Origin of the sequence: Kitasatospora sp. MY 5-36 (genome assembly GCF_001182915.1) — a bacterium.
Taxonomy (GTDB): Bacteria; Actinomycetota; Actinomycetes; order Streptomycetales; family Streptomycetaceae; genus Kitasatospora.
The window spans coordinates 1-4,872 of sequence record NZ_LFVW01000086.1; the positions used below are offsets into that span (position 1 = coordinate 1).

At 71.0% G+C, this 4,872-nt stretch carries 5 protein-coding genes; 3 read left to right on the top strand and 2 right to left on the bottom strand.

Annotation, left to right across the window (positions count from 1 at the left end; translation table 11 throughout):
• Together AE652_RS07105 and AE652_RS07110 are read right to left on the bottom strand one after the other, a co-directional pair.
• The coding region (locus tag AE652_RS07105) for an ROK family protein (RefSeq protein WP_049650315.1) at positions 1-565 on the bottom strand (565 nt) is incomplete at its 3' end.
• Positions 562-1,434 (bottom strand): SIS domain-containing protein, encoded by an 873-nt coding sequence (locus AE652_RS07110; protein WP_049650316.1) that lies wholly within the window; start codon positions 1,432-1,434, stop codon positions 562-564. The genes AE652_RS07110 and AE652_RS07105, both read right to left, overlap by 4 nt.
• Before the next feature lie 298 nt (positions 1,435-1,732).
• Between AE652_RS07110 and AE652_RS07115 the strand changes: the two genes are divergently transcribed.
• The 3 genes from AE652_RS07115 to AE652_RS07125 are packed head-to-tail and all read left to right on the top strand — an operon-like array spanning position 1,733 to position 4,849.
• Complete coding sequence (locus AE652_RS07115; RefSeq protein ID WP_049650317.1) at positions 1,733-2,992, top strand: extracellular solute-binding protein; 1,260 nt, start codon at positions 1,733-1,735, stop codon at positions 2,990-2,992.
• A gap of 31 nt (positions 2,993-3,023) precedes the next feature.
• Positions 3,024-4,004, top strand: coding sequence for a carbohydrate ABC transporter permease (locus AE652_RS07120; protein WP_082345398.1), 981 nt, complete (start codon positions 3,024-3,026; stop codon positions 4,002-4,004).
• On the top strand, positions 4,001-4,849 hold the full coding sequence (locus AE652_RS07125; protein ID WP_049650318.1) for a carbohydrate ABC transporter permease: 849 nt from the start codon (positions 4,001-4,003) through the stop codon (positions 4,847-4,849). The genes AE652_RS07120 and AE652_RS07125 overlap by 4 nt, the downstream gene beginning before the upstream one ends.
• Positions 4,850-4,872 lie beyond the last annotated feature (23 nt).

Here is a 4,872-nt window from a genome sequence, read left to right on the forward strand (position 1 = left end):
GGGCGACGGCGGCCGCCGAGGCGAGGGTCTCCACGCAACCGCGACGGCCGCAGGCGCACGGCTCGCCGCCGGGACGCACCACCAGGTGGCCCAGCTCGCCGGCCCGGGTGTGGCTACCGGTGAGCGGCCGCCCGTCGACCATCAGCGCGGCGGCGATCCCGGTGCCGACGGGTACGAAGAGGAAGTCGCGGCTGCCGCGGCCGGCGCCGGCCCTGGCCTCGGCGATGCCCCCGGCCCGCACGTCGTGCCCGAACGCGACCGGGATGCCCAGGTGTTCGGACAGCAGCTGCCGGACGGGCAGGTCCCGCCAGCCGAGGTTGGCGGCCAGCACCGCGGTGCCGGCCGCCTCGTCGACGATGCCGGGCACGGCGATCCCCGCGGCGGCCGGGCGGAAGCGCCCGGCGAGTTCGGCGGCGCGGTCGAGGACGGTCTGGAGGACGGCCTCCGGCCCGCGTTCGGCGCGGGTGAACCAGCGCTCGGTGTGGCGGAGGCGGCCGTCCGCGGCCACCGCCGCGCCCTTGATGTGGGTTCCGCCGACGTCGAGGGCGATCGCCGTCGCGGTCACGGCCGGGTGAGCACGATGGAGCGGGTGAGGTTGCGCGGCTGGTCGGGGTCCAGGCCGCGGCCCTTGGCCAGTTCGACGGCGAGCCGCTGGGCGCGGATCAGGTCGGCCATCGGGTCCAGCGCGCTCACCGACAGCACGGCGCCGGTCGGCTCGACCTGGTCGACCAGCCCGGTCGGCGGCTCGCCGAAGAACCACACCACGCTGCCGCGGCCGGTGACGCTGATCGGGCCGTGCCGGTACTCCATGGCCGGGTAGGACTCGGTCCACGACCCGGAGGCCTCGCGCAGCTTGAGGGCCGCCTCGTGGGCCAGGCCGACCGTCCAGCCGGTCCCGAGGAAGGTGAACTGGCCTGCCTCGGTGGACCGTTCGGGCAGCGGGGCGGCCAGCGCCCGCTCGGCGTGGGCGGCCAGGTCGGCGGGGGCGAGCCCGAGGCGGCCGCGCAGCAGCGCCAGCGCGGTGGTGGCGAAGCGGGTCTGCACCACCGACTTCTCGTCGGCGAACTCCAGGTCGACCACGGTGCCGGCGGCCGTGCCGATCGGGGTGGCGAGGTCGCCGGTGAGCGCGACGGTCGGCGTCCCGCCGCAGCGCTGCAGCGCGGCGAGCACCTCGGTCGTGGTTCCCGAGCGGGTGATGGCGACGACACGGTCGTAGGCCCGGGCCGCCGGGAACTCGGAGGCCGCGAAGGCGTCGGTCTCACCGAGGCCGGCACCCTCGCGGAGGCCCGCGTACGCCTGCGCGATGTAGAGCGAGGTGCCGCAGCCGATCACGGCCACCCGTTCGCCGTGCTCGGGCAGTCCTGCGGGCTCCAGTTCCAGTGCCCTGCGCCAGCACTCCGGCTGGCTGGCGATCTCCCGTTCGACGTGACTCATCTGGCTCTCCTCGCTGGGGGCACGGGCGGCGCGCTCGGGGACAGGTCCGCACCGAGCGCCGCTTTCTGCTGCAAGCATCTGCTTGAAACTGCTCTATTCATAGCCCAACGCGTCATCTGTGAGCAATACTGATCCACCGAGTGCCTTGCGGCACCCGGCCGGCGAGGCAAACTCAGTTCGGCGTATCTGCTCGATGTTGAGCAAACAGTGGTCATGCAGCGCAGCTTCGTGCAGGTCGCACCATCCCCCACCCGGGCCACCGCGGGGTCGGCCCCCACTCGCAAAGGCGGTACCAGAGATGAAGCGGCGCCTTTTCGCCCTGTCCGCGGCCACCCTGGCCGGAACGCTCGCACTGTCCGGATGCGGCAAGGGCTCGGCCTCCGGTTCGACCTCCGCCGACGGGGTGACGACGATCAGGTTCGTCGCCGCCGACTACGGTTCCAACGGCCAGAACCCGAGTCAGGCGTACTGGCAGGGCGTGATCTCGGCCTTCGAGCAGCAGAACCCCGAGATCAAGGTCGACCTCCAGGTCATCAACTGGAACGACATCGACACCCAGGTCAAGACGATGGTGCAGAACGGCAACCAGCCGGACGTCCTGCAGACCGGCGGCTACGCGGACTTCGCCAAGAACGGCCAGCTCTACCCGGCCCAGGAGGTCCTCTCCGGCAGCACCGCGGCGGACTTGCTCCCCGCGATGGCGCAGGCCGGCGAGCAGGACGGCACCCGGTACGGCATCCCGTTCATCTCCAGCGCCCGGATGTTCCTGTTCAACAACGAGCTCTTCAGGAAGGCCGGCCTCGACCCGGCCGCCCCGCCCAGGACCTGGGCCGACCTCACCACCGCCGCCACCGCGCTGAAGAACGCCGGCGTGGAGATCCCGCTCGGCGTGCCGCTGGGCAAGGAGGAGGCGCAGGGCGAGTCGTTCATCTGGATGCTGGAGAACCACGGCGGCTACCAGGACGCCAAGGGCCGGTACAGCATCAACTCGCAGGCCAACGTCGACACCTTCGGGCAGCTCAAGAACTGGGTGGACGCCGGCCTGACCGAGCAGAGCCCGGCCTCCGTCAACCGCACCGACCTGGCCAAGGACTTCGCCTCCGGCAAGGTCGGCATGCTCAACGGCATCCCCACCCAGCTGAACGACCTCAAGGGCATGGACGTCACCTGGACCGCGATGCCCAGCAAGGACGGCACCGGAAAGGCCACCCTCGGCGTCGCCGACTGGATGATGGCCTTCAGGAAGGGCGGCCACAAGGAACAGATCAAGGCCTTCCTCGACTTCGCCTACGGCCGGGACAACGCGGTGAGGTTCGACAAGGAGTACAGCCTGCTGCCGGTCACCCGGTCCGCGCTCACCGCGCTCCAGGCCGACCCGGACGAGCAGGCCCTGGCACCGTTCCTGCGGATCCTGCCCACCGCCACGTTCTACCCCCTCAGCGACCCGACCTGGCCGGCGGTCTCCGCGCAGATCAAGACGCAGATCGGCAGCGCGGTCAGCGACCCGAAGAAGACCCTCGACGCGCTCCAGAAGGCCGCGCAGCAGGCCGGTGAGTGACCCGGACGAGCGAACAAGGAATCCCGACACCGTGTCATCCCCCAGCAGCACAGACGCCCGGCCCGGCGAACCCGCCCGGCCGGCCGCGCCGCCGAAGCGTCCGTCGGCCCCGGGCCCGGGCCCCGCACCCGGGCGCCGTGCCCTGTTCGAACGGCTCGGGCCACTGCCGTGGCTGGCCCCGGCCATCGTGCTCATCCTCGGCGTGGTCGTGTGGCCGGTCGTCGAGATGGTCGCCACCTCACTGCGGAAGATCGACACCACCGGCACCGACCACGGCCCGGCCGGCCTGGTCAAGTACCGCAAGCTCTTCGGAGACCCCCGCCTGGCCGGAGTGCTGACCTGGACCGTCGTCTGGACGGTCGTCGTCGTCGGCCTGACCATGCTGATCTCGCTCGCGCTGGCGCAGTTGTTCAACCGGAACTTCCCCGGCCGTCGCGTCACCCGCTGGGCGCTCGTCGCGCCCTGGGCCGCCTCCGTACTGATGACCGCGATCGGCTTCCGCTGGATGCTCGACCAGGTCGCCGGCGTGTTCAACCGGCTGCTGCTCGACCTCGGCCTGATCGACCGCTCCCAGGCCTGGCTCGGCGACGCCGCCCACGCGAAGCCCTGGCTGGTGCTCGTCGCCGTCTTCGTCTCACTGCCGTTCACCACCTACACCCTGCTGGCCGGCCTGCAGACCATCCCCGAGGAGGTCCACGAGGCCGCCAGGGTCGACGGCGCCACGCCCTGGCAGACCTACCGCAAGGTCACCCTGCCGCTGCTGCGCCCGGCCTTCCTGGTCGGTCTGGTGATCAACCTGATCAACGTCTTCAACTCCTTCCCGGTCATCTGGGGCATGACCCAGGGCGGCCCGAACACCGACACCGCCACCACCACCGTGTTCATGTACATGCTGCGCGGCTACGACGTCGCCGAGTCCGCCGCCATGTCCGTGGTCAACTTCGTCGTCGTGGTCCTCATGGTGGCCGTCTTCCTCAAGGTCAGCCGCTGGAACGAGGAGGAGGGCCGATGACCACCCCGCAGTCGCCGCCGGCGAAGCACCGCCCGCGCGCACGGACCGTCCTGCTCACCGCGCTGGCCTGGGCGCTCGCCGCGCTCTTCGTGCTCCCGTACGTCGAGATGCTGATCACCGGCGGACGCCCGGCCGGCCAGCTGCGGGACAACTCCTACCTGCCGACGCAGTTCGACTTCTCCGCCTTCACCAGGGTCTGGACGGACACCACGCTCGGCCAGAACCTGCGGACCACCCTGCTGGTGGCCGGAGGCTCGACGCTGCTGGTGCTGCTGGTCGCCCTGCCCGCCGCGTACTACACCGCCCGGGTGCGCTTCCGCGGCCGCAAGGCCTTCCTGCTGCTGGTGCTGGTCACCCAGATGTTCCAGCCCACCGCCCTTCAGGTCGGCCTCTACCGGGAGTTCTTCGCACTGGACCTGCTGGACACCCCGATCGTCCTGGTGCTCGCCAACGCCGCCTTCAACCTGGCCTTCGCGATCTGGATCCTGAGTGCCTACATCGGCTCCATCCCCAGGGAGCTGGAGGAGGCCGCGATGATCGACGGCAACGGTCGCATGGGCGCGCTGTTCCGTGTCACCCTGCCGCTGGCGCTGCCCGGCGTGGTCACCGCCGTGATCTTCACGTTCATCTCGGCCTGGAACGAGTTCATCATGGGCCTGACCCTCACCAACTCGCCCGACCGGCAGCCGCTCACGGTCGGCATCAACAACATGATCGGCGCCTACAGCGTGCAGTGGAACTACGTGTTCGCCGCCTCGCTGGTGGCCATCGTGCCGGTCGTCGTGCTGTTCGCGGTGATCGAGCGCCACGTCGTCTCCGGACTCACCGCAGGCTCGGTCAAGTAGCCGGCGCGCCGCGCCGCCCCGCC